The following is a 23,269-nucleotide window of genomic DNA, read 5'->3' on the forward strand; positions in this document are numbered from 1 at the left end:
AGGATCGGTCCGATAGGCTGAACAGTCGTGACGAACAACAGCACCTACGACTTGATCGTGGTCGGCTCGGGTTTCTACGGCTTGACCGTCGCCGAACGCGCAGCGACGCAACTGGGGAAGCGAGTGCTCGTCGTCGAACGGCGTGACCACATCGGTGGCAATGCGTACTCGGAGGCGGAGCCGGAGACCGGCATCGAGATCCACAAGTACGGCGCGCACCTGTTCCACACGTCCAACGAGCGTGTGTGGGAGTACGTCAACCAGTTCACCGACTTCACCGGCTACCAGCATCGAGTCTTCGCGATGCACAACGGCCAGGCCTACCAGTTCCCGATGGGCTTGGGCCTGGTGTCCCAGTTCTTCGGCCGCTACTTCACCCCCGACGAGGCGCGTGCGCTGATCGCCGAACAGGCGTCCGAGGTCGACACCGATGCGGCGGCGAACTTCGAGGAGAAGGCGATCAGCCTGATCGGCCGTCCCCTCTACGAGGCATTCATCAAGCACTACACCGCCAAGCAGTGGGAGACCGATCCGAAGAACCTCCCGGCGGGCAACATCACCCGTCTGCCGGTCCGTTACAACTTCGACAACCGCTACTTCAACGACACCTACGAGGGTCTGCCGGTGGACGGCTACACCGCGTGGCTGGAGAACATGGCGGCCGATGAGCGCATCGAGGTGCGGTTGTCGACCGACTGGTTCGACGTCCGCGACGAGCTGCGCGCCGCGAGTCCCGACGCACCCGTCGTCTACACCGGCCCGCTGGACCGCTACTTCGACTACTCGGCGGGCCGGCTCGGCTGGCGCACGCTCGATTTCGAGCTCGAGGTGGTGCCGACCGGCGATTTCCAGGGCACCCCGGTGATGAACTACAACGATGCCGACGTGCCGTTCACGCGGATCCACGAGTTCCGCCACTTCCACCCGGAGCGGAAGAGCTATCCGACCGACAAGACCGTCATCATGCGGGAGTACGGCCGCTTCGCCAAGGACGACGACGAGCCCTATTACCCGATCAACACCCCGGACGATCGCGCCATGGTGAACGCCTACCGCGAATTGGCGAAAGCCGAGGCGGCCTCGTCCAAGGTGCTCTTCGGCGGTCGCCTCGGCACCTACCAGTACCTGGACATGCACATGGCCATCGCCAGCGCGCTGACCATGTTCGACAACGCGCTGGCGCCGCACCTGCGCGACGGTGCGCCGCTGGCCGAGGGAGCGGCCCGATGACTCAGGCACAGCAATCCGGAGCGGTCAGCCTGCTTCAGCGCGTGATCTTCCCTCGTCCGGGTGAACCGCTGGACGTTCGGTCGCTGTACCTCGTGGAGTCGCCGAGCAACGCCTCGCGCGCCCACGCGCCCGACCGCACCAGCGTGCGGCTCGGCGCCGATTCGGAGATCAGCTTCGCGACCTACTTCAACGCCTTCGCCGCCTCGTACTGGCGCCGCTGGAGCGTCCTGGACTCGGTGGTCCTGCGCGTCGAGGTGCGCGGAAATGCGCGCGTGGACCTCTACCGATCCAAGATCGACGGCTCCCGTATCGCGATCGGCGGCGATCTGGTTCCGCTCGGGGACGACGGGACCGGCGTGTTCGAGTTCCAGACCGACCTCGGCCCGTTCGAGGACGGCGGCTGGATCTGGTTCGACATCACCACCGACACGGACACCGAGATCCTCTCGGCCGGGTGGTATGCACCGATCGAGCCCGCACAGGCCGGCACCGACCGCGTCACCGTGGGCATTCCGACCTTCAACCGCCCGGCCGACGCGGTCGCGGCATTGAGCGCGCTGACCTCGGACCCGATGGTCGACGCCGTGATCGACGCCGTCCTGATGCCCGACCAGGGCACCCGCAAGGTGGTCGACGAGGACGGCTATTCGGCCGCCGCCGAGCGCCTCGGTGATCGTCTGCACATCTTCGACCAGGGCAATCTCGGTGGGTCGGGTGGCTACGCGCGCATCATGTACGAGGCGCTGCGGCTCACCGACAGCCCGTACATCCTGTACATGGACGACGACATCATGATCGAGCCGGACTCGATCCTGCGTGCGCTCGCGATGTCGCGCTTCGCCAAGTCGCCGATGCTGGTCGGCGGTCAGATGCTGAACCTGCAGGATCGCAGCCATCTGCACTGCATGGGGGAGGTGATCGACCGCAACCGGTTCATGTGGACCGCCGCTCCGTTCGTCGAGTACGACCACAATTTCGCCGAGTATCCGCTCAGCGATCGCGAGAACTCCAAGAACCTGCACCGGCGCATCGACGTCGAGGGCAACGGCTGGTGGATGTGCATGATCCCCCGCGAGGTCGCGGAGACCATCGGCCTGCCGATGCCCCTGTTCATCAAGTGGGACGACTGGGAGTTCGCGCTCCGTGCCGAGCGGGCGGGCTATCCGACCGCGACCATCCCGGGCATCGCCATCTGGCATATGGCGTGGAGCGACAAGGACGACGCCATCGACTGGCAGGCGTACTTCCATCTGCGCAACCGCCTGGTGGTCGCGTCGATCTACACCGACGGCTCCATCGACGGCATCCTCAAGTCGATGGCCAAGGCCACCGCGAAGCACCTCCTGTGCCTGGAGTACTCCACGGTCGCCATCCAGAACGAGGCGATCCGCGACTTCCTCGCCGGGCCGGAGCACATCCGGTCGCTGCTGCCCACCGCCCTGGGCAAGGTGGCGCAGATCCGCAAGGGCTACCCCGACGCGGTGGTGCTTCCCTCGGCCACCGACCTGCCGACCGCCACTGGGGAGGCCACGGCGCTGGGCGCAGACGTCCCCACCGGCCCGGTCGCGAAGGTGAAGGCATTCGCCGCGGCGGTCGTGAACAATGTGCGCCCGGCCGATCCCCGGCATCACAGCGTCCCGCAGGCCAACTATCCGCCCATCGAGGCGCGCTGGTTCTCGCTCGGCCGGGTCGACGGCGTCACCGTCACCACCGCCGACGGTCGCGGGGTGGTCTACCGCCAGCGTGATCGCGACAAGATGCTGTCGTTGGCAAGGGAGTCGGCGGCGCTCGTGAAGCGTTTGCGCGATGAGTTCGACGCGAAGCGGGACGAGTACCGCGCCGCACATGACGATCTGGTGAGCAAGGAGAGCTGGGCCCGTGTCTTCGGAATCGATTGATCAGATCGCCGCGCCGGAACCCGCGACCGGCGAGGCGGCGATGCTGGTGGCCGTTCAGTCGGCGATCGCCGACCGGCCCGGCGTGCTCTCCGGCGCACGCGGACTCTCGCATTTCGGAGAGCACTCGCTGGGCTGGCTGGCGCTCGCCGGGGCCGGCGCCTACGCCGCGCACCGACGTGGCGACGAGGTCGCGCGCCGCCGCTACCTGGAAGCCGGTGCCGGCGCATTCGTGGCGCATGCCGCGTCCGTGGTGATCAAGCGCGTGGTGCGCCGCAGGCGCCCGAGCCACCCCGACATCCGCGTCGGCGTCGGGACCCCCAGCAGGCTGAGTTTCCCGTCCAGTCACGCCACGTCCACCACCGCTGCGGCGATTCTGCTGGGGCGGGCCGCGGGCAGTCCCGTCGCGCAGGTGCTGGTGCCCGCCGCGGTGGTTCCGCCGATGCTGCTTTCGCGTCTGGTTCTGGGTGTCCATTACCCTTCCGATGTGGCCGCCGGCGCTCTTGTCGGTGCAGTGACCGCGGGAGCGGTGATCGCCGCCGATGCACAATCCCGCAACCGAGACTCGAGCAAGTGAGGAAGCACCGATGAGCGAGGAGCCGATCGAGCACGGCGTCCCCGGTCCGCCGAAGAATCTGGCGACGGGTCTGATCAAGGCACTCCGCCCGCGCCAGTGGGTGAAGAACGTCCTGGTCTTGGCGGCGCCGCTGGCGGCCGGAACCGAGGTCCTCAAGGATTCGGACCGGATGCTGAACGTCGGCATCGCGTTCATCTCGTTCTGCCTGGTCGCGTCGTCGATCTACCTCATCAACGACGCTCTCGACGTGGAAGCCGACCGCAACCATCCCACCAAGCGCTTCCGGCCCATCGCGGCGGGCGTGGTACCGCGTAACCTCGCCTTCGTGCTCGCCGTGGTGCTGGCCGCCGGATCGATCGGCATCGCGTTCATCGCCAACTGGCAGACGGCCGTGACGATCGCGGTGTACCTGGGCGTGCAACTCGGTTACTGCTTCGGGCTCAAGCACCAGGCCGTCGTCGACATCTGCATCGTGTCGTCGGGCTTCCTGCTGCGCGCCATCGCCGGTGGCGTGGCCGCCGAGATCGACCTGTCCAAGTGGTTCCTGCTGGTGATGGCCTTCGGTTCGCTGTTCATGGCCGCGGGCAAGCGCTACGCCGAGTTGCAGCTGGCCGAGCGCACCGGGGCCAAGATCCGCAAGTCGCTCGAGTACTACACCACCACGTACCTGCGGTTCGTGTGGACGCTCTCGGCCACCGCCGTCGTCCTCTGCTACGGACTGTGGGCCTTCGACGGCATCCACTCGCAGAACGTCTATTACGCCATCTCGATGGTGCCGTTCACCGTCGCGATCCTCCGCTACGCCGTCGACGTCGACGGCGGTCAGGCCGGCGAGCCGGAGGACATCGCGCTCGGCGATCGGGTGCTGCAGTTCCTTGCGGTGGCGTGGGTCGTGCTGGTGGGTGTTGCGGTCTATGTCCCGCTCTGATGAGTCCCGGTCCGATGATCCGACGACGGTGATCCCGGTCGTCTCCGACGAGCCCGATGGCCCGGAGGCCCTCGACGAGCCCCGCGACGGCGGACGGCCCGCGAACCGCGGCGACCGGCGCAGGCTGATCGCACCGATCGCCAGCTTCTCGATCGGAGCCCTCGCCGTCACCGTGCTGTTCGCGATCGGTGCGTGGCAGCGCCGCTGGATCGCCGACGACGGCCTCATCGTCCTGCGCACCGTGCGCAACCTCCTCGCGGGCAACGGACCGGTCTTCAACGCCGGTGAACGGGTGGAGGCCAACACCTCCACCGCGTGGACCTACCTGATCTGGTTCTGGAGCTGGGTGACCGGCGCCGAGCACACCGAGTACGTCGCACTCTGGGTGGCGCTGGTGCTGTCGGTGGCCGCGCTGCCGCTCGCCATGTACGGCACGGCGCGCCTGTACGGTCGCCGGGTGCTCGGGCCGGGGCTCACACTGCTGCTGCCGTTGGGCGCGATCGTGTACATCGTGATTCCGCCCGCGCGCGACTTCGCCACGTCCGGCCTCGAGAACGGTCTGGTGATCTTCTGGATCGCCGCGCTGTGGTGCCAGTTCCTCGCCTGGGGCCGGCGTGACCCGGACGACGGGAGCCGGCGGTCGCGGATCGCCTTCCTGCTCCTGGCTTTCACCGCGGGCATGGCGCCGCTGATCCGTCCGGAGATCACGGTCTTCGGCGGACTGGTCCTGCTGGTGCTGTTCGTCTCGCGGATCGGCTGGCGCATGCGTGTGGCGATGGTGGTGGTCGCGGGAGCCGTCCCGATCGGCTATCAGATCTTCCGCATGGGCTACTACGCCGTCCTGGTGCCGAATCCGGCGATCGCGAAGGATGCGAGCGGTTCCAAGTGGAAGCAGGGCTTCGCCTACCTGGACAACCTGTTCACCCCGTACACCCTGTTGCTGCCGGTGATCGTCGCGATCGTGGCGGGCGTACTGCTCGCCGTCGGCGCGTACCTGGCTCGCCGCGAGGCTCCTCGGGCGGCGTCTGCCGTCTCGGCGGCCCCCGCCGACGATGCCGATGCGCCGGAGATCCTCGGGGCGCCGCCGGTCCCGCCGATGCAGCGGCTCCGTCGCACGTGGTCGTCGGCCGTCGACCACGTGCAGTCCCAGAACGCCGTCGTCGTCACGACGCTGGTGGCCGGGCTGATCCTCGGCCTGTACTGGATTCGGCAGGGCGGGGACTTCATGCACGGCCGCGTCCTGCTGGCGCCGCTGTTCATTCTGCTGCTGCCGGTGATGGTGATCCCGGTGACGATTCCCGCCTCGCTCTCCAGCGCGCGGTCGCGGTACCAGCTCGGCGCCGGGCTGCTGCTGCTCGGCGGCGTCGTCACCACCGTGTGGTGGGGGGTGGCGGTCAATCAGACCGTGCTGCCCAACGCCGGTATGGACATCGGCCGCGACGGCATCGTCGACGAGCGTCGCTTCTATGTGACGAACATGGGCAACGAGAACCCGGTCACCGCAGAGGACTACCTCGAGTATCCGCGGATGCGCGCGATGGTCGAGAAGATCCGGCAGACCGAGGCCGCCGGAGGCGGGGTGATCCTCCCGTCGGCGAACTTCGACGAGTGGTACGTGGCTCCGCTGCCCGAGCACTTGAAGCCCGGGATCCCGAGACAGACCACGGTGTACTTCCTCAACCTCGGCATGACGAGTATGAACGCTCCGCTCGACGTCCGGGTGGTGGACCAGATGGGCCTGGCGTATCCGTTGGCGGCGCACACGCCGCGGCTGACCGACGGGCGCATCGGGCACGACAAGCATCTGCCGACCGAGTGGGTGGTCGCCGAGAGCGGAAGCGTCTCGGGTTTCCCGGCGTTCATCGACCGGGACGAGGTGAAGATGGCCCGCGTGGCACTGACCTGCCCGATGACCGAAGCGCGATTCGCCTCGTACAAGGGCACCTGGACATTCGCTCGATTCCGGCACAATCTGCGGCAGGCCGCAGAGTTCAATTCCTACCGGATCGCCCGCGAACCGAAATACGAGATCGAGCGGTGCGGCTTGGCGATGCCCAAGGGGCTGACCTCGGATAACTGAGAGCCGCCTCAGGTGAAGCTGAGACGGACATGTGTCAGATAGCTCTCACCGATTGGCGGGCCAGATATCGAAACGGTAACGTCCTTGCTCGGTTGCACGATAGAAACGGCGTGGCCGCAACGAGGGTGAAGGCCCCCGGAGCGGCTGTGCACAAGTCGACTGACCAGGCGATGTGATTGCGATCACAGGGTTTGGTGAGGGTGGGAGAGTCGAATAGGCTCGCTCTATCCAGTTGCAGATGTGACTTTTGTGACGTCAACGACGGTGCCCACGCGTGCCGAAGAGGTTCACAGGTGGTCTCAGGACCGCCGGTGAGTGCAAAGCAGAGTTAGGGAGAATGCAGTCAATGCGCGTAGCTAAGAGCAAACCGCAGGCCGGCCATCGCCGGTTCACCGCGGTCCTCGTCGCAGTGCTCACTGCCATGGGGCTGATGGGTACCGCCATCGGAGCGGGTCAGGCGAGCGCCGCGTCGTACGCGGGGTTCTGGATCGACGCCTGTGGCATGCCGACCAACGGCGCCTTCGGCAACAAGTCGATGGCCCCCGGTCAGGTGAAGGTGCAGGCCTGGCGCAAGCCCGGCAACACCCGCACGGTGATCCTGCTGGACGGAATGCGTGCGCGCTACGACCGCAGCGGCTGGGACATCGAGACCAACGCCCGCGCGATGGCCGATCGCGGCGTCAACGTCGTCATGCCGGTGGGCGGTCCCGCCAGCTTCTACACCGACTGGGATGCGCCGTCGAACTTCAACGGCCAGCGCAAGGCGTACAAGTGGGGCTGCGTGCTCGACAAGCGCCTCGTCCCGGCTCTGCGCAGCAAGGGCTTCGCGAGCAAGGGCGGCAAGTACGCCATCATGGGTCTGTCGATGGGCGGCGGTGCCGCGCTGACGCACGCCGCGCAGCGTCGTGACCTCTACTACGCGGCCGGCTCGCTGTCGGGCTACCTGACGCTGTCGGCGCCGGGCATGCGCACCGCGCTCCGTCTGGCCATGCTGGACGTGGAGCCGCAGCCGTGGAACATCGACGCGATGTGGGGTCCGCCGTGGAGCCCGCGTTGGACGCAGAACGATCCGTTCATGCTCATCAACCGCATGCACGGCCTCAAGATCTTCGTCGGCTCGGGTAACGGTCTGTTCGGCCGCTACAACTACCCGCAGAACACCTTCGACGACCTGTTCAAGGGCACGCCGCTCGAGCTCCTGGCGTTCGCGCAGGCCAAGGCCTTCGAGGCTGCGGCCTTCGTCCAGGGAGTCCCGGTGATGTCGTACTCCGCCAACGGCACCCACGCCTGGGGCTACTGGAGCGACATGCTGTGGAACGCCAAGGCCCGGGGATTCTTCAACTGATCCCGCTGGCCGCGCGCTAGAGCACATCTCGCCTGAGCCGCGACATCGCATCCGCGATGTCGCGGCTCAGTCCGTTGTCGGGCCGACTGTGGCCGGGCGGGGGGCCGGGCGGGGCTGGTTCGGTCGCGTCATTCCGGGACGTCTTAGACACTTCAGTCACATAATTCACACGAGTCACAGCGTGGCGCGCACCGAACTGAGGATTTCCCGTGTAAAAACACGGGAGACGCCCGGTGTCGCGTGGGCGCGAGAAGGCACGGCCGGGGACTTGTGAGGAGTACGCAGTGAAGATCTGGACCAAGACGACGACCGCGAGACGAGGCGCGGCGAGTCTCGCCGTGGCCGTATCGATGGTCGCCGCCGGTGCGGGGCCCGCGTTCGCCGATCCGGCGCCCCAGCCGCCGCAGCAGGCGCCCGCCAAGCCGGCTCCCAAGCCCGCGCCCAAGCCGGGCGCCGCCAAGCCCGCCCCCGCCAAGCCGGACGCCAAGCCCGGCGACAAGCCGGGAGCCAAGCCCGCTCCGGCCAAGCCGGCACCGCCGGCCGTGGTCACCAAGACGTACTGGTACAGCTCGCACCGCGTGGCGCTGTGGGTGCACTCGCCCGCGATGAACACCGACATCCAGGTTCAGATCCTCCTGGCCCGCGACTGGTTCTCGAACCCGGGCGCCAAGTTCCCCCAGCTGACCATGCTGGACGGACTGCGGGCGCAGGACGACCAGAGCGGTTGGCTCATCAACACCAACGCCGAGCAGTTCTATCAGGACAAGAACGTCAACGTGATCATGCCGGTCGGCGGTGAGTCGAGCTTCTACACCGACTGGAAGGAACCCGACCGCGGTAAGAACTACCAGTGGGAGAGCTTCCTGATCCACGAGCTGCCGCCGATCCTCGAGGGACAGTGGCGATCCACCGACGTGCGCGGCATCGAAGGTCTGTCGATGGGCGGGTCGGCGGCGATGATGCTCGCTGCCCGCAACCCCGGCTTCTACCGGTTCGCGGCGTCCTTCTCGGGCATTCTCCAGCTGTCGTCGTACGGGATGCCGCAGGCCGTCCAGTTCGCCCTGCGCGACGGCGGCGGCTACGACTCGATGAAGATGTTCGGACCGCCGAGCGACCCGGCTTGGAAGGAGCACGACCCGTACGTGCTCGCATCCAAGCTGCGGGGCACCAGCCTGTACATCTCGTCGGGCAACGGCGTGGTGGGCCCCCACGACAAGCCCTCCGACATCCCGCTGTTGGCGACCAACTACTCCGGCGTGGGCCTGGAGGTCCTCTCTCGGGTCACCAGCCAGCAGTTCGCCTCCCGCCTCAACAAGCTGGGCATCCCGGGGCAGGCCGTCTACCGGCCGTCGGGTACGCACACCTGGCCCTACTGGGAGTTCGAAATGGCACAGGCGTGGCCGCAGGCCGCGAGCGCGCTGGGACTCAGCGGCGACAAGGTGGCGTGCCAGGTGGGCGACGCCTTCAAGAAGGCGCCGCAGGTCAAGGATCTCGGCGGCTGCCTCACCCCGCAGTACCCGGTGCCCGGTGGCAGTGCCCAGGACTTCCGCAACGGACGCATCTTCACCGGACCCAAGGGGCCGAAGGTGGTCGGCGGCGCGATCGGCGGCGCGTACGTGCCCGCCGCGGACCGGTTGGGACTGCCGACCAGCGACGAGCAGACCGGCCGCGACGGCGTCAAGTTCAACACCTTCGAACGCGGCAAGATCACCTGGACTCCGCAGGGCGGTGCCCGGGTCGAGTGACCCGCACCACCACTGCCTGAGTTTCGTCTGAGGAATTGCCATGTCTTCGCAGGTGAACCCCTTTGCGCGGCGGGTCGGGCCGCTCGACGGCGGTAGGCTGGCCGTCATGACTGCCAAGTACCTCCGGCTCGCCGTCGCGGCGGGAGCGCTCGCCGTCGCGGTCGGCGCGCTCACCGCGTGCAGCGATTCGTCGACCGCGAGCGCCCCCATCGGCACCGCGCCAGTCACCACCACCACGATGCCCGGATCGGATTCGAGCAAGGCGTCCGCATCGGCTGAGGCGTCCAAGCAGGCCGAGAGCGGGGCGTCGAAGGCCGCCGTGTCGCCGCCCGAGACCAAGCCGAACTCGTCCACCACGCCGCCGGGCAACTTCCCGGGCGGATCGCCGCCGCCGAGCGGCATCAAGCTGAGCGACAAGGACAAGGCGTATCTGACGGATCTGAAGAAGCAGAACGTCTCGTTCATGGGCGACGACGACAACAACGTGGCGCTGACCATGGGTCACTACGTGTGCGACGCGAAGTCGCAGAAGGCAGATCCCATGCTGGTGAAGGCGTACGTGCGTGCCGCGATCGGCCCGATGACCAAGAGTGACGCCGAGGCGAACACGAAGTCCGACAAGGTGATCACCGCGGCAGAGAAGAACCTGTGCTGAAGCGCCGCCGAATCGGGCGGCTGCTGCTGATCGTGCTCGTCCTCGCGATCGTCGCTGCGCTGCTGATCGGATTCCTGATCTATCAGTGGCTCAAGCCGCCGCCTCCTCCGCCGGGGCCCGGGCAGCCGGGCACCACCACCACGGCGCCGTCGAACCGTCCGCAGGCGCAACCGGCCGACTGTCCCGACGTGTTGACCCTGGTGATCCCGGGAACATGGGAGTCGAAGGCGGGCGACGATCCGTACCATCCCACCGCGAACCCGAAGTCGCTGATGCTGAAGGTCTCCTCGCCGCTGGAGGAGAAGTTCGATCGGTCGCGGACCGAGGTGTACACCGTGCCGTACAAGGCGCAGTTCCGAAATCCGACCAACCTGGCGGACCGTCAGGCGAGCTACGACGATTCGCGTGCTCAGGGCACCCGGCGTGCAGAGGAGAAGCTCCGCAAGACGCATGCGCACTGCCCGCTGACGCGGTACGTGCTGATGGGCTTCTCCCAGGGCGCGGTCATCACCGGCGATGTCGCGAGCGATATCGCCAACGGCCGCGGTCCTATCCCGGCGGCCGACCAGGACCTGGTCCTGGGCGTGGGGATGATCGCCGACGGCCGTCGTCAGCCGGGCGGTCAGCACGACGTGGCGCCGAGCCCGGCCGGTGTCGGCGCCGAGATCGCACTCGGCGGTTTCGGCAGCATGGTTCCCGGAACCACGCTGTCCGGCGCTCGCAGCGGCGGTTTCGGCGACCTCTCCGATCGCGTCTACTCGATCTGCGCGCCCGGCGACCTCATCTGCGATTCGCCGACCGTCAACGATCCGCTGAGTGCGATCGGCAAGCTGGCGAACGCGGCGGGCAACCCGGTGCACGCCCTGTACGCGACCACCCGGTACTGGAAGTCGAACAGCGGACAGAGCGCCACGCAGTGGATGACCGCGTGGGCCTCGAAGCTGATCTCCGGTGCGCCGCATCCCGAGCACACCTGAACCGGAGACCGGCTCCCCGAGACCCGCGCCGCCCGACAGGGGCGGTATCAGTGCCGGTCAGCTTGGGCGATGCGACTGCCTGCGATAGCCTTCTCGGGTTGGGGCCCGCGCAGCGGGCCGCAGACCTATGAGGAGAACGCTTCGTGACGACTGCCAAAGACTCGTCGACGCACACCGCCGACGGACTTCGGAAGTTCCGCTTCGGCGCGGGCGGCGAGGGCAACAAGGACGAGGGCGGCGCCCGGAAATTCGTCAAGCTCGCCCAGACCGCTGAAGAGTACGGGTACGACACCTTCGCGATACCGGATCACATGGGCAACCAGGTGGGGCCGCTCGCGGCCCTCGGTGCGCTCTCGCAGGCCACCAGCACCATCCGTCTCGCGACGTCCGTGCTGGCCAACGGTTTCCGGCATCCGGCCGTGCTGGCCAAGGAGGCCACCACCATCGACGTCCTGTCGAAGGGCCGGCTGGAGCTGGGCATCGGCTCGGGCTGGATGAAAGAGGAGTTCGACAAGGCGGGCATCGAATTCGGCACGCCCGGCGAGCGGATCCGCAGGCTCGACGAGTCGTTGACGATCCTGGACAAGCTGATGCGAGGCGAGACCGTCGACTTCGACGGCGAGTTCTACCAGATCAAGGGCCTCGAGGGGTCGCCTCGACCGCGCCAGGGGCCGCGACCGCCGATCGCGGTCGGCGGCGGAGGTCCCAAGATGCTCGCGCTCGCCGCCAAGCACGCCGACATCATCTCGGTGGCGACCGGCACCACCCGCGAGGGCAAGCTCCGGCTGTCGGACATGACGATCGAGAAGACCATCGAGCGCGTCGACCGGATCCGCGAGGCCGCCGGCGACCGGTTCGATCAGATCGAACTGAACTGGACCATCGCCACCATCGTCGTCACCGACGATCGCGTGGCCACCGCGGAGATGGCGCTCAAGGCTCTGGAGCAGGGGTATCCGCCGAACATCGCGCGCGATGTGGAGCTGACCGTCGACGACATCCTCTCGTCGCCGTACCTGGCCTTCGGCTCCTTCGAGGAGATCGCCGAGCAGATCCGTGAAGTCCGCCGCCGGACCACGATGAGCTACGTGGGAGTATTCCCGACGCAGATGGACGCGTTCGCGCCTGTCATCCCGCTTCTGCGGGGAGAGTAAACTGACCGAGGTTTTCGTACGTTCGGGGGGCTGGGCACCGTGGTGCCACGGGGGGACGCGTGCGGATCAATTGACCCAAGGCCGTGCAAGAGTGCGGGTAACAGGAGTTAACGGATGCTGAATACCGAGTTCGAGCAGTTCCTCGACGAGACCGGCAACCTCCATTTCGAGGACGACGTGACGCTGGTCGACTATGTCGAGCGCAACGTTCGGGAACAGGCCGACACCCTGGCCTACCGCTTCCTCGATTTCAGCCGGGAGCGGGACGGTGAGCGCATCGACCTCACCTGGGCGCAGTTCGGCAAGCGTCTGCGCGCCGTCGCCGCGCGGCTGCAGCAGGTGACGCAGCCGGGTGACCGGGTCGCGATCCTCGCGCCGCAGTCGCTGGAGTACGTGATCGGCTTCTTCGCCTCGCTGTACGCGAGCAATATCGCCGTGCCGTTGTTCAGTCCCGACGAGCCCGGCCACACCGACCGGCTGATCGGTGTCCTCGAGGACTGCAAGCCCTCGGCGATCCTCACCTCGACGAAATCGGCCGAGGCGGTGCGCGACTTCTTCGCCGACCGTCCGGCCAAGGAGCGCCCCCGCGTGATCGCGGTGGACGCGGTTCCCGACTCGGTGGGCGCCTCCTGGGTGCCGCCGGTGGCCGACCGGAACAGCCTCGACTCGGTCGCTTACCTGCAGTACACCTCCGGCTCGACCCGCGTGCCCGCCGGCGTGGAGATCACCTACCGGGCGGTGGCAGCGAACTGTCTGCAGATCTACGACACCATCGAGATCGACCGCAACGCCCGCGGCGTCACCTGGTTGCCGCTGTTCCACGACATGGGTCTGCTCACCGTGATCCTGCCCGCGCTGGGCGGCCGCTACGTCACGATCATGAGCCCGATGGCTTTCGTGCGCCGCCCGGGCCGCTGGATCCGCGAGCTGGCGGCGGTCGACGACCACGCCCCGACCTACGCCGCGGCCCCCAACTTCGCCTACGAGCACGCGGCGCTGCGCGGTCTGCCCCACGAGGGCGAGACGCTCGACCTGTCGAACGTGATCGGCCTGATCAACGGTTCCGAACCGGTCACCGTCAGTTCGATGCGCAAGTTCAACGAGGCCTTCGCGCCGTACGGGCTCTCGCCCAAGGCGATCAAACCCTGCTACGGCATGGCCGAGGCCACGCTGTTCGTCTCCGCCACCCAGCGCGACAACGAGGCGCTCGTCCGGTACGTCGACCGCGAGAAGCTCAATCAGGGCGAATTCGTGCCGGTCGACCCGGAGGCCGAGGGCGCCGTGGCGCAGGTCTCGTGCGGTCAGGTGGCGCTGAGCCAGTGGGCCGCCATCGTCGACCCGGAGACGGGCGAGGAGCAGGCCGACGGGCGGGTCGGTGAGATCTGGCTGAACGGACTGAACATCGGCGAGGGCTACTGGAACAAGGACGAGGAGACCGTCGAGACCTTCCACAACCGGCTGGCCAAGCGGCTCGAGAGCGGCAGCCATGCCGAGGGCGCACCCGACAACGACCGCTGGATGCGGACCGGCGACTTCGGCGTCTGGTACGAGGGCGACCTGTACATCACCGGGCGGGTCAAGGACCTGGTGATCGTCGACGGCCGCAACCACTACCCGCAGGATCTCGAGGCGAGCGCCCAGGAGGCGAGCGTCGCGATCCGTCCGGGCTTCGTCGCCGCATTCGCGGTGCCGGCCAACCAGTTGCCCGACGAGGTCTTCGAGGGCGGTTTCAGCGGACTCACCCGCGATCCCGACGACTCGTCCGAGCAGTTGGTGATCGTCGCCGAGCGTCCCGGACGCAAAGCCGACCCGCAGGAAGTGGCCGACGCCGTACGCGCGACCATCGCCGGCAGGCACGGCGTGATGGCCCGCGACGTGCTGCTGGTCCCGAACGGTTCCATTCCGCGCACGTCCAGCGGCAAGATCGCACGCCGCGCCACCAAGGCCGCGTACATCGACGGAACCCTGCGCGGCGGGTACCAGCAGACCGCGTTCCCCGACGCCGACGCATGAGACGGCGACCGGCCCGGTATGTCACGCCGTGACATACCGGGCCTTTTGCTGAGTAACGAAATGATTAACGCCACCGGTAGGCTGAATACGATGTCTGAAACTGAGAACACCGCGCCGTCTGACAGCACTGCGCCCTCCGACACCACTGGGCCCACCGAGCGCACCGGGCCCTCCGAGAGCACTGAGTCCCCGGCCGGCCGCGCCGTCTCGAACGGCGAGACCGTCGGCGACCTGACCGTCGACGAACTGCGCGACTGGCTCCGCAACTGGGTGTCGCGGGCCACGGGTGTGGCCGTCGAGCAGATCTCCGACGACCGCCCGATGGAGGAGTTCGGACTGGCCTCGCGGGACGCCGTCGCGCTCGCGGCCGACGTCGAGGACTTCACCGGGGTCATCCTCACCGCGACCGCCGCGTACAACCACCCGACGATCGCGTCGCTGGCCAAGCGGATCATCGAAGGCGATCCCGACGAGGGACTCGACGTCGAGGCCGACCGGTTCTGGGAGCGTGAGCGATCGGCCGACGACGATATCGCCATCGTCGGCCTGGCCACCCGGTTCCCCAAGGCGGGCACCACCCCGGAGTCGACCTGGGAGGCGCTGATCAGCGGCGTCGACGGCATCACCGATCTGCCGGACGACCGGTGGCTCGAGTTCAAGGCCGACCCGCGACTGGCCGAGGCCATCGAGAAGGGCAACGTCCGCGGCGGCTACCTGGACGACGTGACGGGCTTCGACGCCGACTTCTTCCAGATGAGCCCGCGCGAGGTGGAGAACGTCGACCCGCAGCAGCGGCTCGCACTGGAGCTGACGTGGGAGGCGCTGGAGCACGCGCACATCCCGCCGAGTGACCTGCGCGGTGGCCAGGTGGGCGTCTTCATGGGCACCTCGACCAACGACTACCAGTTGCTGGCGACCCTCGGGCTCGGCGAAGGCGCATCGGAGACGGCCGCGTACGCGCTGACCGGTACGGCGACGTCGATCATCGCGAACCGAGTGTCGTACTTCTTCGACTTCCACGGCCCGTCGCTCGCCATCGACACGGCGTGCTCGTCGTCGCTGGTCGCCGTTCACGAGGGCGTGCGCAGCCTGCGGAACGGTGATTCGGATGTCGTCATCGCCGGCGGCGTCAACATGCTCATCACCCCGGCCGCGACGCTCGGCTTCGACCAGATCGGCGCACAGGCGCCGGACGGTCGGATCAAGGCCTTCTCCTCGGACGCCAACGGCATGATCCGCGCCGAGGGCGGCGGCGTCTTCGTCCTCAAGCGGATGGCCGACGCCCGCCGCGACGGCGACACCGTTCTCGCGGTGATCGCCGGTTCCGCGGTCAACTCCGACGGACGCTCGAACGGCATCTTCGCGCCGAATCCCGAAGCCCAGGTGGAGGTGCTGCGCTCGGCGTACGCCGACGCCGCCATCGACCCGCGCACCGTCGACTACGTCGAGGCGCACGGCACCGGAACCGTGCTCGGCGACCCGATCGAGGCCGATGCGCTCGGCCGCGTGGTCGGTCGCGGCCGCAGCGGCGACGCGCCGATGCTGCTCGGCTCGGCCAAGACCAACTTCGGTCACATGGAGTCGGCGGCGGGCGCCGGTGCGCTCGCCAAGGTGGTGCTCTCGCTTCAGAACGACAGACTCCCCGCTTCGCTGAACTACGCGGGACCCAACCCGTACATCCAGTTCGAGGCCACCAACCTCCGGGTGATCACCGAACCGACCGAGTGGCCGCGGTACTCCGGGCACGCCGTCTCCGGTGTCTCCGGATTCGGTTTCGGCGGAACCAACGCGCACGTCGTGGTCCGCGAGGTGCTGCCGTCCGACTTCGAAGACCGCGCGGCCTCGCCCGCCGACGCCGACGCCGCCGCCGGGGTCCCGGTGCCCGACGATCTCGACGACGACGACTTCCTCACCGAGGCCGAGCGGGCGGTGCTCGCGGCTCAGGCCAAGCGTGAGCCGGTGGCCGCGGAGGCACCCGAGGCCGATCCGGCGGAGGGCTTCGCGCCGGCCGCCGTCCCCGGCGCTGTAGTGCCCCTGGTGATCTCCGGTTTTCTGGCCTCACGCCGGCGCAAGGCCGCCGCGGAGCTGGTCGAGTGGCTGGAGTCGGACGAGGGCAGGCAGACGCCGCTGGCGGAGATCGGCCGTGCCCTGGCTCACCGCAACCACGGCCGCACGCGCTCGGTGGTGATGGCTCGTACGTACGAGGACGCGGTCAAGGGCATGCGCGCGGTCGCCGAAGGTAAGTCGCTGCCCTTCGTCTACACCTGCGACTCTCCCGACGCCGCGTCCGCGGTGTGGTTGCTTTCCGGTTTCGGCTCGCAGCATCGCAAGATGGCCAAGCAGCTGTACACCGAGAACCCGGTGTTCGCGAAGTACGCCGACCGCGTCGACGCCTACATCCAGCGGGAGCTGGGGTATTCGATGGTCGAGATCTTCCTCGACGATGCGCGGACGTACGAGATCGAGACCGCGCAGATCGGCATCTACACGATCCAGGTGGCGCTGGCCGACACGATGCGCCACTACGGCGCCGAGCCCGGCGTCCTTGTTCCGCACTCGATGGGCGAGGCGTCGGCTGCCTACATCAGCGGCGGACTGTCGCTGGAGGACGCCACGCGGGTGATCTGCCAGCGTTCGCGCTTGATGGGCGAGGGCGAGGCGATGTTGACCGGCGACGCGGTGCGCTTCATGGCGTTGGTCGAGTACAGCGCGGAAGAAATCAACGACGTCCTCGTGGACTACCCGGACCTCGAGATCTGCGTCTACGCGGCTCCCACGCACACGGTGATCGGCGGTCCGGGACCGCAGGTGGACGCGATCGTGGCGCGTGCCGAGGCCGAGGGCAAGCTGGGCCGCAAGCTGCAGACCAAGGGCGCGAGCCACACCTCGCAGATGGACCCGCTGCTCGGTGAACTCTCCTACGAGATCACCGGCATCGAGCCGCAGCCGTTGAAGTACGGCGTCTACAGCTCGGTGGACCGCGAGACCTTCTACCGTCCGGGCACCCCCGACGTGTTCACGATCGACTACTACCTCAAGGGCCTGCGCCACAGTGTGTGGTTCGCCCAGGCGATCGCGAAGTCGGTGGAGGCCGGGCACCGCACGTTCGTCGAACTCTCGCCGAATCCCGCCGTCCTGATCTCGGTGGCCGCCACCACGTTCGGCGCCGGGGTGCACGACGCGGAGCTGATCGAGACGCTGCGCCGCAAGGAGGACGAGAGCTACGGGCTCGTCAACGCGCTGATGAAGCTGTACGTCCACGGGCATCCGGTGGATGTGGCGGCTCTGTTCGGCACCGGACCGGATCAGCGGTTCGCGAACATTCCGCGAACGCGGTTCGAGCGCAAGCCGTATTGGATCGATGCAGTGATCTCCGGTGGCTCGGGTGCCGGTTCGGTGCCGGGCGCGCACGTCGCGCTGCCCGACGGCAGGCACGCCTGGGAGGTCAACGCCGCGGCGGTCACCGATCCGCGGGAGCTGGTGCTCGCCGCGGCGAAGCAGGTGCTCGGTTCCGGCGCCGCGGTGGCGGCAGTCGAGTCTCTCGGTGATTTCCCGACCGACGGCACGGTCACGACCACGCTCACCGGCCACCCGGGTGGCGCGGCGATCAGTGTGCACGCCGGTCCGCAGGGCGGATTCGCGCTGCTCTACCAGGCCGCGGTGACCGGCGGCACGGTGCGCGAGCCGGTGCCGTCCGCGACCGGCGCGGACGCGCAGACGCCTGCCGAGGCCGCGAAGGCCTCCGGCTTCGTCGACGAGAAGGTGGTCGTCGAGGACGAGGTCGTCGACGTGATCGGCGACCGGTGGAGCCCGGACTCGGGAGAGAGCGTGGGCGACCGCCTCGCGGTCATCGTCGGCGAGTCGATGGGCTACGACCCCGAGGACCTGCCGCGGGAGATCCCCCTCATCGAACTGGGCCTCGACTCCCTGATGGCGGTTCGCATCAAGAACCGCGTCGAGTACGAGTTCGAGATCCCGCAGCTGCAGCTGCAGGCGATGCGACAGGCTGATCTGTCGGACGTCGAGAAGTTCGTCGCCTTCGCGGTCACCCACCGCGATCAGCTCGACGACCTGGAGAAGGCCACCGGCGGCGGAGAACTCGACACCGCCGCGCTGAACGCCTACATCGATGCGGAACTGGCCAAGGATGCTTTGAAGGGACAGGCGCCCGATGCGCCGGAGCCTGCAGAGCAGGTCGAGCCCGTTGAGCCGACGACGAGCGCGAGCGAGGAGTCGAGTCGGAGCCAGGTGGCCGAAGCGCCCAAGATGGCCGAGACCGCCACCGACACCCCGCCCGCACAGGCTCCCACCATCACCGACCAGGCGTCGGTGGCGGAGGCCTCGGGCACCGATGTGCCGCCGCGCGATGCTGCCGAACGCCTGACCTACGGTGCGTACGCGGTGGTGACCGGCAAGTCGGCCGGTGGCGTCTTCAACAAGCTGCCGGTGCTCGACGACGAGACCGCGGAGAAGCTCACCGAGCGGCTGAACGAGCGCACCGGAGGCGAGATCGACGTCGAGGACGTCCTCGATTCGGAGACGATCGAGGAGCTCTCGAACTACGTCCGTCAGCACATGGAGGCGTCTGCCGACATCGACGGCTTCGTGCGGTTCCTGCGTGTCCCGAAGAATTCCGACGGCACGCCGAAGCACACGTTCGACACCGCCGCGGGCGACCCGACGCCGATGCTGGTGTTCCACCCCGCGGGCGGCAACACCTCGGCCTACGAGGCACTGCTCAAGCGGCTGCCGGACGACCAGCCGGTGATCGGCTTCGACCGAGTCGAGGGCACCATCGAAGAGCGGGTACGGCAGTACATGCCGCGCCTGCGCGAGGTGCAGCCGCACGGTCCGTATGTGCTGGTGGGCTGGTCTCTGGGCGGGGCGCTGGCCTACGGCGCCGCACAGCTGCTCCGCGAGGAGGGCGAGGAGATCGCCTTCGTCGGACTGATCGACGTGGTGCGCCCGACCCGGGACGTGCCCGACACCCCGGAGAACAAGCGAGCGCGGCTGGAGCGTTGGAAGGCGTTCGCGATCAAGACCTACGGGCTCGACGAGGACGTGCCGATCCCGATGGACCGGCTCGTCGCCGCCGACGACAACGAGCAGTTCGCGATCATCACCGAGATGATGTCGATGTCGGGGACCAAGATTCCGGGCGGGATCATCGAGCATCAGCGGACGTCGTTCCTCGACAACCGTGCGCTCACCGAGATCGATCCCACTCCGTACGACGGCAAGGTGGTGCTCTACCGCGCGGACAAGATGCACGACGGAGCCATCGAACTCGAGCCGCAGTGGGCCGAGATCGATGAGGACGGGCGCTGGGGCGAGGTGGTGGACGATCTGGAGATCATTCACATCGGCGGCGACCACCTGGCCATCGTGGATGAGCCCTACGTCGCGAAGGTCGCAGCCGACCTGGCCCGCCGCATGGCAGATATCAGTACCGAGAAGTGACGGAAAGGGCACACGTAGTGACTGACACGACTGCTGCCAAGCTCGCCGATCTGCGCGAGAAGCTCGAACTGGCGAAGGAACCCGGGGGCGAGAAGGCGATCGCCAAGCGCGCCAAGAAGGGCATCCTGTCGCCGCGCGCACGGCTGGAGTTGCTGTTCGACCCGGGGACCTTCGTGGAGGTCGGTGCGCTCGCCAAGATGCCGGGAGCCGGGGAGACCGGTTACGGCGACGGCGTGGTGACCGGTCACGGGCTGGTCCACGGACGGCCGGTGGCCGCCTTCAGTCACGACCAGACCGTGATGGGCGGCACCGTCGGTGAGATGTTCGGCCGCAAGGTGTCAGCGCTGATGGAATGGGCGGGCAAGCTCGGCTGCCCGATGGTCGGTATCAACGACTCGGCCGGCGCCCGCATTCAGGACGCCGTCACATCGCTGGCCTGGTACGCCGAGATGGGACGCCGCAACGACCTGCTGTCGGGTCTGGCGCCGCAGGTCTCGGTGATCCTCGGCAAATGCGCGGGCGGCGCGGTGTACACGCCTGCCAACACCGACATCCTGGTGGCGGTCGAGGACAAGAGCTACATGTTCGTCACCGGGCCCGACGTCATCAAGCAGACCACGGGTGAGGAGATCTCGGCCGAAGACCTCGGCAGCGCCCACAACCAGGCGCGGTGGGGCAACATCCACCACATCGCACCGGATGAGGCGGCGGCATTCGAGTGGGTCCGCGAGTACCTGCAGTACATGCCGTCGAGCGCACACGAGGAGCCGCCGATCATCAACCCGGGTCTGGAGCCGGAGATCACCGAGTCGGACCTCAGCCTCAACACGTTCATGCCCGACAACGACAATGCCGGCTACGACATGCGGGACATCATCATCCGCCTGTTCGACGACGGCGCCTTCCACGAGGTCGGGGAGCTGTTCGCCCCGAACATCCTCACCGGCTACGCGCGAGTGGACGGTCGGAGCGTCGGCGTGGTCGCCAATCAGCCGAGCGTCATGGCGGGAACCCTCGACACCGACTCGGCGGAGAAGGCGACGCGCTTCGTCCGGATCTGCAATGCCTACAACATCCCGCTGATCTTCCTCGTCGACACCCCCGGCATCCTGCCGGGCCTGGTGGAGGAGCAGAAAGGGACCATCCGGCGGTCGGGCAAGTTCCTCTACGCCTACGTGGAGGCCGACGTTCCGAAGATCACCGTGGTCTTGCGCAAGGCCTACGGCGGCGCGTATGCGGTGATGGGCTCCAAGCAACTGGGCGCCGACATCAACTTCGCTTGGCCGACGGCCAAGATCGCCGTCATGGGTGCGGAGTCGGCAGCGGCCGTGCTGACCCGCAAGCAGACCGAGGGTCTGTCGGCCAACGACGCCGACAAGGTCCGGCAGGACTTCATCGCCTTCTACAACGCGATGATGGCGACCCCGTACCTCGCCGCGGAGAAGGGGTACGTCGACGCGGTCATCGAACCCGCGCAGACTCGACTCCAACTCCGCAAGGCGCTGGCACAGCTGCGCGACAAGCAGGTGCTGCGGAACCCGCGCAAGCACTACTTGATGCCGATCTAGCGATCGGTATCCTTCCGGCCGCGGCCGGTCTCTGCTCGTGGTCAGGCGGCCAGGAGGGTGTCGAGGTAGTTCTCGATGCGAGATTCGCTGGGTTCGGGCGGCGGCTGGGGTTGGTGGTCCGGTAACAGTTCGGCGTGGTGGATCTGGTTGATCCGCCATCCGGGTGGTCTTGTCCCGCCGCGGCTGGTGTTGCCGCTGGGTCGCCAGGCGATGCGGCCGGCGTGGGGTCCGTCGATCAGGATGGTGGTCTGCCATTGCCCGGGGCGGGGGCCGACGGAGCGGTTGTGGCGTCCGCATGCGGCGCCGAGGTGGTCGATGTCGGTGGGGCCGCCGTCGGCCCAGTCCGGGAAATGATGGGCCTGCGTCCGGGAGAACGGGGCTGCGCAGCCGGGGGCGGTGCAGCCGCGGTCGCGGGCGAAGAGCATCAACCGCTGCGCCCGCGACGCCAGCCGGCGTCCCCGTCCGAGGTAGAGGGCTTGTCCGGTGTGGGCGGAGAAGACGGCCAGATGCGGGGTCGCGGCGGCGGCGACCTCGATCAACTCCGCCACCGGCACCCGAGTCCCGGTCGCGGTCAACGCCACCCCAGCCCGCTCGGCCAACTCGTGGTCGGTGACAGTGATGACCAGATCACCCGACCGCCGACCACCCCCAGCACCGCGGGAGGTGCGCAGCAGGGCTTGCAGACCGTCGTGGGTGCGCTGCCCCGGCGTGCGAGTATCACGCTCCACCGCGGCCGCCAGAGCGGCCGGGTCGGCCGATTCCACGGTCCCGGACGGGGAGTCCGGGTCGTCGGGGTTGTTCATCCCCGGCGCGGCCCACGACGGCAGTGCCGCCTCCATTTCCGCGCGCAACGCCGGGGTGAGGTAGCCGCGGACTTTGCTCATCAGCCGCAGATCCTGGGGCAGGATCGTGAAGCCGCGCAGGCGTTTGCGGTCGCGTTCGTCGGTGACGGTCCCGTCCGGATCCAGGTGCGCCAGCAGTCGGATGCCGGCGGTGCGGACACCGGCCGGACTCAACTCACGGGCGACCCACGCCAACTGCACCTCGGCCCGTGCCCGGGTCTGCGCGTCGATCGCGGTGGGGATCTTGTCCATGACGGCGTCGATCTCCCGGACGTGGTCGGCACCGATCGCTCCCTCGCCCACCGCGACCGCGGTCGCCGGCAGTACCGGTTCGCGGGTCTGGCCTTGCAGGTCGGTGAATCGTCCGATGCCGGCGGCGCTGACGCGTCGGGATCGGGCGGCACCGTCACCGAGCCGCAACCCCTGCGCCAGGTACTGATGCACCGACAGGTATCCGGCTTTGCGGTAGGCGCCGCGGTCGGAGACCTCCACCAGCACCGCGGCGTCGACACCGTCGAGACGACGATGCGTGCGCTCGAGGGTCTCGACGGTTTCCAACAGGGCGTCTTCGGGGACCGCGGACAGCGGCAGGGACGCGAACTTGGTCGCCGCAGCTTCCAACAGGCGGGCGAGGGCGGCCGGATCGTCCGGCAGCACTTCTGACGTGACCATCGAACCCACCCCCTTTCGACCTGCACAGTGTCCGAGAACACTCCTGCTGTGTTTCTATGTTCGAATCTTACCGATCCCCTCTGACAACGAGCGCACTCATTGGCTGACGAGAGGGGACCAGGAGGGAA

General features: G+C 68.0%; 14 protein-coding genes. 13 read left to right on the top strand and 1 reads right to left on the bottom strand.

Annotated features, from left to right (window positions below; translation table 11 throughout):
• Positions 1–27: 27 nt before the first annotated feature.
• From glf to ABFX36_RS16355, 13 genes are all read left to right on the top strand, one after another.
• A complete protein-coding gene (glf, locus tag ABFX36_RS16295; RefSeq protein ID WP_346077381.1) occupies positions 28–1,230 on the top strand; it encodes a UDP-galactopyranose mutase in 1,203 nt (400 codons plus the stop codon).
• The gene (locus tag ABFX36_RS16300; protein WP_346077382.1) at positions 1,227–3,128 is read left to right on the top strand and encodes a glycosyltransferase; all 1,902 of its coding nucleotides are present in this window, start codon (positions 1,227–1,229) and stop codon (positions 3,126–3,128) included. The genes glf and ABFX36_RS16300 overlap by 4 nt, the downstream gene beginning before the upstream one ends.
• Positions 3,109–3,702: a phosphatase PAP2 family protein gene (locus tag ABFX36_RS16305; RefSeq protein WP_006897131.1), complete on the top strand. Its 594-nt coding sequence runs from the start codon at positions 3,109–3,111 to the stop codon at positions 3,700–3,702. Before ABFX36_RS16300 ends, ABFX36_RS16305 begins: the two co-directional genes overlap by 20 nt.
• A 10-nt stretch (positions 3,703–3,712) precedes the next feature.
• Positions 3,713–4,630 carry a decaprenyl-phosphate phosphoribosyltransferase gene (locus ABFX36_RS16310; RefSeq protein WP_006897130.1) on the top strand — a complete coding sequence of 306 codons (918 nt, stop codon included), beginning with the start codon at positions 3,713–3,715 and terminating at the stop codon, positions 4,628–4,630.
• Positions 4,617–6,710, top strand: a complete 2,094-nt coding sequence (locus tag ABFX36_RS16315; RefSeq protein WP_346077385.1) for an arabinofuranosyltransferase AftB family protein — start codon at positions 4,617–4,619, stop codon at positions 6,708–6,710. The genes ABFX36_RS16310 and ABFX36_RS16315 overlap by 14 nt, the downstream gene beginning before the upstream one ends.
• 346 nt (positions 6,711–7,056) lie before the next feature.
• Positions 7,057–8,055 (top strand): alpha/beta hydrolase, encoded by a 999-nt coding sequence (locus ABFX36_RS16320; protein WP_062367836.1) that lies wholly within the window; start codon positions 7,057–7,059, stop codon positions 8,053–8,055.
• Positions 8,056–8,339: 284 nt separating this feature from the next.
• Positions 8,340–9,800, top strand: coding sequence for an alpha/beta hydrolase-fold protein (locus tag ABFX36_RS16325; protein ID WP_346077387.1), 1,461 nt, complete (start codon positions 8,340–8,342; stop codon positions 9,798–9,800).
• A gap of 106 nt (positions 9,801–9,906) precedes the next feature.
• Positions 9,907–10,455, top strand: coding sequence for a DUF732 domain-containing protein (locus ABFX36_RS16330; protein WP_039867708.1), 549 nt, complete (start codon positions 9,907–9,909; stop codon positions 10,453–10,455).
• Positions 10,449–11,432 (top strand): cutinase family protein, encoded by a 984-nt coding sequence (locus ABFX36_RS16335; RefSeq protein WP_045539322.1) that lies wholly within the window; start codon positions 10,449–10,451, stop codon positions 11,430–11,432. Before ABFX36_RS16330 ends, ABFX36_RS16335 begins: the two co-directional genes overlap by 7 nt.
• 143 nt (positions 11,433–11,575) lie before the next feature.
• Positions 11,576–12,586 carry an LLM class F420-dependent oxidoreductase gene (locus ABFX36_RS16340; RefSeq protein ID WP_006897124.1) on the top strand — a complete coding sequence of 337 codons (1,011 nt, stop codon included), beginning with the start codon at positions 11,576–11,578 and terminating at the stop codon, positions 12,584–12,586.
• A 114-nt stretch (positions 12,587–12,700) separates the two neighbouring features.
• On the top strand, positions 12,701–14,599 hold the full coding sequence (fadD32, locus tag ABFX36_RS16345) for a long-chain-fatty-acid--AMP ligase FadD32 (protein WP_006897123.1): 1,899 nt from the start codon (positions 12,701–12,703) through the stop codon (positions 14,597–14,599).
• A 90-nt stretch (positions 14,600–14,689) separates the two neighbouring features.
• Positions 14,690–20,059 (top strand): polyketide synthase Pks13, encoded by a 5,370-nt coding sequence (gene pks13, locus ABFX36_RS16350; protein WP_062367839.1) that lies wholly within the window; start codon positions 14,690–14,692, stop codon positions 20,057–20,059.
• 17 nt (positions 20,060–20,076) lie between these two features.
• Positions 20,077–21,627 carry an acyl-CoA carboxylase subunit beta gene (locus tag ABFX36_RS16355; protein ID WP_006897121.1) on the top strand — a complete coding sequence of 517 codons (1,551 nt, stop codon included), beginning with the start codon at positions 20,077–20,079 and terminating at the stop codon, positions 21,625–21,627.
• Between the two features lie 41 nt (positions 21,628–21,668).
• Here the strand turns inward: ABFX36_RS16355 and ABFX36_RS16360 are convergent, their stop codons facing one another.
• Positions 21,669–23,141: an HNH endonuclease signature motif containing protein gene (locus ABFX36_RS16360; protein ID WP_346077391.1), complete on the bottom strand. Its 1,473-nt coding sequence runs from the start codon at positions 23,139–23,141 to the stop codon at positions 21,669–21,671.
• Positions 23,142–23,269 lie beyond the last annotated feature (128 nt).

The organism is Gordonia cholesterolivorans (genome assembly GCF_039531975.1).
Taxonomy (GTDB): Bacteria; Actinomycetota; Actinomycetes; order Mycobacteriales; family Mycobacteriaceae; genus Gordonia; species Gordonia sihwensis.